The organism is Fulvivirga sp. (genome assembly GCF_040220315.1).
Classification (GTDB): domain Bacteria; phylum Bacteroidota; class Bacteroidia; order Cytophagales; family Cyclobacteriaceae; genus Fulvivirga.
This window is the reverse complement of sequence record NZ_JAVJUY010000323.1, coordinates 1-6,020: the sequence shown is the minus strand read 5'-3', so window position 1 is coordinate 6,020 and position 6,020 is coordinate 1. Positions and strand designations below refer to the sequence as shown.

The 6,020-nt window shown below is 37.5% G+C and carries 8 protein-coding genes; 3 read left to right on the top strand and 5 right to left on the bottom strand.

Annotated elements, in window-relative coordinates:
* Together RLO81_RS16460 and RLO81_RS16455 are read right to left on the bottom strand one after the other, a co-directional pair.
* A partial coding sequence (locus RLO81_RS16460) for a M14 family metallopeptidase (protein ID WP_350114143.1) occupies positions 1-1,866 on the bottom strand: 1,866 nt, incomplete at its 3' end.
* A 48-nt stretch (positions 1,867-1,914) separates the two neighbouring features.
* Positions 1,915-2,466 (bottom strand): DinB family protein, encoded by a 552-nt coding sequence (locus RLO81_RS16455; protein WP_350114140.1) that lies wholly within the window; start codon positions 2,464-2,466, stop codon positions 1,915-1,917.
* 23 nt (positions 2,467-2,489) lie between these two features.
* Here RLO81_RS16455 and RLO81_RS16450 point away from each other — a divergent pair, with 23 nt between their 5' ends.
* Complete coding sequence (locus RLO81_RS16450) at positions 2,490-3,347, top strand: patatin-like phospholipase family protein (protein WP_350114137.1); 858 nt, start codon at positions 2,490-2,492, stop codon at positions 3,345-3,347.
* Entirely contained in the window at positions 3,328-3,894 is a 567-nt protein-coding gene (locus RLO81_RS16445) for a class I SAM-dependent methyltransferase (protein ID WP_350114135.1), read from the top strand. The genes RLO81_RS16450 and RLO81_RS16445 overlap by 20 nt, the downstream gene beginning before the upstream one ends.
* On the opposite strand, the gene RLO81_RS16440 is transcribed toward RLO81_RS16445, so the two are convergent.
* Positions 3,875-4,768, bottom strand: coding sequence for a diacylglycerol/lipid kinase family protein (locus RLO81_RS16440; RefSeq protein WP_350114132.1), 894 nt, complete (start codon positions 4,766-4,768; stop codon positions 3,875-3,877). The two genes, RLO81_RS16445 and RLO81_RS16440, sit on opposite strands and share 20 nt — an antisense overlap.
* 105 nt (positions 4,769-4,873) lie before the next feature.
* Between RLO81_RS16440 and RLO81_RS16435 the strand changes: the two genes are divergently transcribed.
* Positions 4,874-5,155, top strand: a complete 282-nt coding sequence (locus RLO81_RS16435) for a DUF427 domain-containing protein (RefSeq protein ID WP_350114129.1) — start codon at positions 4,874-4,876, stop codon at positions 5,153-5,155.
* On the opposite strand, the gene RLO81_RS16430 is transcribed toward RLO81_RS16435, so the two are convergent.
* Both RLO81_RS16430 and RLO81_RS16425 read right to left on the bottom strand, forming a co-directional pair.
* Positions 5,156-5,509 carry a hypothetical protein gene (locus RLO81_RS16430; RefSeq protein WP_350114126.1) on the bottom strand — a complete coding sequence of 118 codons (354 nt, stop codon included), beginning with the start codon at positions 5,507-5,509 and terminating at the stop codon, positions 5,156-5,158.
* Positions 5,510-5,517: 8 nt separating this feature from the next.
* Positions 5,518-6,020: LytR/AlgR family response regulator transcription factor (locus tag RLO81_RS16425; protein WP_350114123.1), on the bottom strand; the 503-nt coding region annotated here is incomplete at its 5' end.

The following is a 6,020-nucleotide window of genomic DNA, read 5'->3' as shown; positions in this document are numbered from 1 at the left end:
CTCAAAGAAATGCCATATTTCACCATAGCTTAGAGATGATGTTTGAGGGCCGGTAACTACTGCAACTGTTGGCTTACTAAGTCTAGCGATTTTAGCAGAACCTAAATCAACACCACTAGTTGAAAAACCAGTTTGTACCGCTGTAACATTGGCTTCATATTTTTTGGCCGATTCTATTATCAGCTTATCCAACCCCCCTTTTATATATTCATTATTTCTTTGGGTGATTACCAGGCTCCCACGCTCAAAAGAGTTACCGTTTATGGTAAAAGGTTCCCTGGCGATCCGCACATTCACATCCTTTTTCAATAGATGCCCTAACCACTTCACATCTTCCAAAGAATTGTATTTTGAAATATATGCATAAGGTGATTCTGCCTTTATCTCAGAGTATGTTTCCTTCTTGAACTCGTTAGTGTTAGATAAATTTTCTGTTATTGCATAAGCATCTAAGCCATAAGCATATGGTAACGACCAGGCCGTGATATCATACGTAAGCGTATCTGAAAGTTTGGTTTCGGGCTCAAATAAAGCTTTAATCAATCGCGATACTGGCTGATTTGTATTAATCACTAAATCATTACTCGACACTGTGAAACTTTTGGTATTGCGAGATATGTAGCTGTATCCCTTCAGATTTTTAGATGAACTGACTGAGCCATAATTAATCATATGCTTGTCAAGAAATTCACTCAAAGCATCAAGCTTGTCCTGATTATTGTTTTTAACCACATACGACTTGTAAGTGCCTACCGGTGAAGTAACGTTTTTACTAAAATATGCCTTGAACTCTTCACCTAGTTTCGATGCATTTTTTGATGCTATTTCCACTGTAGAAATTCCTGTAGTATAGTGATGGTCAATTCTGTCTTTTAAAGTAAGAGTATCACCATACTCAGTAATAATGCCCAGACCGGCATAACCATGCCCCGCCTGCTCGTAAGTCATGCCAATGGCTCCATTGTAAGTTGGATAAGTATCTCCATAGCTCGGATACAGTAGGTCAAAATTTTCCTTTGTGAAATAGAGCCAGTTTTCCTTGTCGAAGTATTTGGCGTGATTTTTCCCTATTTGCGTTTGAAACTCCCGCTGCCATGAGGTGATCACTTCATGAAAAGGTTCTGCAGCTGGCGCAAAATAGTACGGGTTGTTCACAAATTGCTCGTGATAATCTACATGCACATGTGGCATCCATTCATGGTAAATTTTAGATCTATTGGCCGATTCAATTTGTGTTTGCCATGCCCAGTCTCTATTCAAATCAAAGAGGTAATGGTTCGGTCTTCCCCCGGGCCATAACTCATGATGCTCAATGTCATCGCCATTAGGATTAAAATTTTTGTTGCCATATTGGTTATAGAAATTCGCATAACGATCTCGCCCATCAGGGTTTACACACGGGTCAATGATTACAACCGTATTTTTTAGCAACTCTTGAGTAGTCTTATTCGATTCATCGGCCAAGGCATGCATTGTTTTCATGGATGCTTCAATGGAAGAAGCTTCGTTTCCATGAATGTTATAACTCAGCCAAACGATGGCTATGCCATCATCATTGGAGTTACCATCGGCCATTTGAGCTCTTTTTAAGTTATTGAGTCTGATTTGCTCAATATTATTCATGTTTTCCAGGCTACTAATTATCGCATAAGTAAGCGGGCGATGTTCGTAAGTCTCACCATAGGTTTGATACAGCACATTTTTCTTGGCTTCGGCTACATGTTTAAAGTATTCTACCACTTTATGGTGGCGAGTAAAACGATCTCCAAGTTCATAGCCTAAAAACTCTGATGGTGTTTTAAGTTCCGTTTGACTTGTAGCAACATTAGCAAGACAAATACTGAAACAAAGCAAAAAATATCTCATGGGTAAAAATTTAGAAAGCGAAAATAAGCAATCAGGCAGTTAATTGGCCTAAACAACCGTAGTTTGGGTCTTAATGTTTGACAAAAGGCGTTTTATCTGAGGCAAATGGTGTTTATGGTGTGCCTTAATAAACTCTATAGTTTGAATTAAATTAAGATAACCTACACTTGGATGTTTAAAGAGTTTCAAGTCTAATTGCTGATCGGTTTGGATGCTAAGCAGAAGACGGAATGATTCCCGCAGGTTAGACCAATCTGACCTTAACTCATTTAAGTTAATCTGATCAGGAATAGACTCACTCACCGTTTTTGGTGCTTTAAACTTCAGTGGAAGCCTCAGAAATAATTTCAAGAGGCTATGTCTAAATTTTTCCTTCAGTCCTACGGGTTCTGCATCCTGGTTGTATTTGATTCTTTTAGAGATATCATCAAATGTTTTTTGTTCCACCAGGTATATGTGATACAAGGTCTGGGCTAACGACCACTGATCAGCATTAAATTTTTTATTTGCCTCCGCTTCAGTAACATCACCACTTAATGTTAAAAGATATTCCTTTTGATATTCTAAGGATTGAAACTTTTCTTTAACTTTTGAATTCATAAATACCAAATTAATCAAATCTCATGGGTAAATCAGTAGCACTAGTACTTTCTAGTGGTGGAGCACGCGGAGTGGCGCATATTGGAGTGATTGAAGGTCTCTTGGAAGAGGGGTTTGAAATTACTTCTATTTCCGGGAGTTCAATGGGTGCCGTTATAGGAGGCGTATATGCTGCAGGCAAGTTAGAAGCTTATAAAGAATGGATATGCAACCTCGACAGGTTCGATGTGTTCAAATTATTAGATTTTACACTAAGCACACAGGGATTTGTTAGAGGTGAAAAGGTGTTTAATGAAATGAAGAAATTCATTGAAGAGCAGAACATTGAAGATTTAAAAATTCCACTTTCAGTTATTGCTACAGATATTGTAAACAAAAAAGAAGTGGTATTTAATAAGGGGCCACTTTATCAAGCATTACGAGCATCTGCAGCCATTCCTTCTGTTTTGAAACCAAGTGTTATAGATAATATAGAACATGTTGATGGCGGAGTGATTAACCCTATACCAGTAGCTCATGTAAAGCGAAATAAGGGCGATATACTAGTTATCAGTGATGTTAATGCCAACGTGAAAAGCACTATGAAGAAACCAGAACCAAAAAAAGGTAGTGCGTTGGCCGACCTAATTGAAAAATGGAACAGTTTTTTTCCGGATAAAAAGAAGAATAAGAGTTTAAGCTATTTTGATCTGATCACCTACTCCGTTGATTTAATGCAGGATAAAATCTCCGATTATATCATTGAAAATAGCAAGCCAGAAATTGTGGTGAAAGTGTCGAGAGATACTTGTGGCACATTTGAGTTCTACCGGTCAGAGCAAGTGATTGAATACGGCAAAAAACAATTTAAAAAAGCGCTGAATGATTCAGGACTTAAATAATGCTATTGGAAATATTGATATCTATCTGCTGGATCAAATACTCAAAGGCAGATTTGAAAACTGTACGAATTTACTGGATGCAGGCTGTGGAGAAGGAAGAAATTTGAACTATTTTATAAATAGTGGGATAAATGTCTTTGGCTGCGATACTAATCCGATAGCTATTAAAATGGCACGTATGTCGCATAAACAAGTTCCTGCAGAGAATTTTATTTCATCCAGTATTGAAGAGTTAACATTACCAGAAAATTCTTTTGACGCCATTATTTGTGCAGCCGTTTTACATTTTGCATCTGATGAAATTCACTTCCACAAAATTTTAGATAAACTTGTCTCGTTGCTAAAGCAAGGGGGTATTTTATTCATTCGCATGGCAACGGATGTTGGAATTAGTGTTAACCAAAGAAGCGGTTTCACCTATTTATTACCTAAAAATGAAATAGAAAATACTTTTACAAAGCGCGGTCTACAGTTAATAGAACCCTGGAAATCTGTGGTTGTAAATGGCGAGCGCTCGATGGGTGTTTTTACATTGCTAAAAACTTAATTTTTCGTTCATCAATAGAAATGGTAGCAGGCAACTGCCCGATAAACTCTCCATCAGCTTCAATGCCACAAGTACTAGTAGATGTTAGCTCAAGTTTAGTAGCTGATCTATACTGTACTAGTGGATGATTGAGTATTTGCGCCTTTTTTATCTTACTCACATTTTTTAAATAATCAGAGATACTTATATCACCAGAAATAACCACTGAGAAGGTACCATCTGCCGGATCAGCTTTTGGTGCAATGCACAATCCGCTTCCAAAATATTTACCATTAGCTGCAACCAAAGAGTTGATTTTTCCTTCATACTCCCAATTATCTGCCTTACATTTCACTTCTACATTTTTATAGGATATAAAAGTTCTAATAATTGCTGAAAAGAATGTAAAATTCGAGCCGAACCATTTACTGGATGAATTTACCCTTTTCACCACTTCTGCCCCAATTCCAATATCAGCTATATTCATAAAGTACTTAACCCCATCATGATGCTCTATCCTACCAATATCTAACAGATTGTAGTTATTATTGCTAATGGCTTCAAATAAATCGGCCAGGGTTATTGGGGTTGATAGTGATTTTATAAAATCATTGGCTGTGCCGAATGGTAATGCCCCTAATACTATGTCAGGTGAATAATTTTTAACGATACCATTAATGGCTTCGTGCAAGGTACCATCGCCACCTACAGCAATAATGTGCGTAAAACCATCCCTAATAAACTCTGAAGCCAAAGAAGTAGCATGCCCTTGCTGTGAAGTTTCTACTACATTAAATTCTATGTTTCTTAGCTCTTGCCGGGCTTGCTGCAGCTGTTTGTAGAATCGTTTCTTCCTACGACTCTTCCCGTGAAGGATAAATGCGACTTTATACATGATGTTGTTGATTTTTGACCACCGGAAAGTTACTTAACTGTCTTAATTGGGACAAATCTTTTCGGTAAGTTGGCTGTTATTGAAAGTGTACTAAAAAAACTCGATATGAAAGCTATTTGGAATGGCGAGATAATCGCTGAAAGTAATGATACCGTTGTAATAGAAGGCAACCATTATTTCCCTCCTAACACCATAAAGAAAGAATATTTTAAAGCCTCAAATACCAATACGGTGTGCCCTTGGAAAGGAACCGCTTCTTACTATACATTAGAAGTAAATGGAGAAACTAATAAAGATGCAGCTTGGTACTACCCAGAGGTGAGCGAAATGGCAAAGCCCATTAAAGGGCATGTGGCGTTTTGGAAAGGTGTAGAAGTTACTAAGTAACTAGCGGTTACGATTTCTTACTCTGCCGAGGTATTTAAAGGCATCTACCAACATATAGGTGCCAATGCCGCCTGTCGCCCCACCAGCCACTAACAAAGCTTGGCCTAATTCATCATTCTCCCGACCTAGCATTAAGCCGCCAGCAATGGTAATGGAATATCCCAATGTAGCCACGAATATGCCTCGTTGGAATTTACTCTTAGCTGTCTCCAGGTTTAGCACGATGTGGTCTACATCTGCTCTAATGGAAAGTATTTCTTGTTTTAATGAGTCATAATTTGGCGATTGCGCTAATGCATCAGACATAGCACATGATAAAAATATAACAACGCCAGTAATAAATAATTTATGCATAATGTTCATTATCTGTCTATCCAAGCTTTAAAATCCGTTACTTTGCTTCTGCTCACCTGTAAGTTTTCGCTGAAGGGGAAATTAAGCAGAACTTCCAATTTTTGATCCTTTGTTTTCAACTCTTTTATGGCATCTAAATTAACAATGTATTGTCTGTTGATTCTAAAAAATTGATCGGGATGAAGCAATTGTGAATCTAACTCTTCCAGCGTATGATCTATCACAAATTTTTTGCCGGCCTCATATGAGTGTAAATGACAAATTTTGTCTTCAGCAGAAAAAACGGCTGCCTCCTCCCAGTTTTTAAACATAATTTTATTACCATACTTCACTAAAAACCTTTTTTTAAATGGCTTAGTGCTACTAAGAAGCTCATTAAAAAAAGAAGCATCCAATGTTAGATTTTCAGCCTCATTGACTTTGTTTAGGTCCTTGAATTTGTTTAAGGCGGTTTCTAATTGATCATATTTAATGGGCTTCAAAAGGTAATCGATACTATTTACCTTAAATG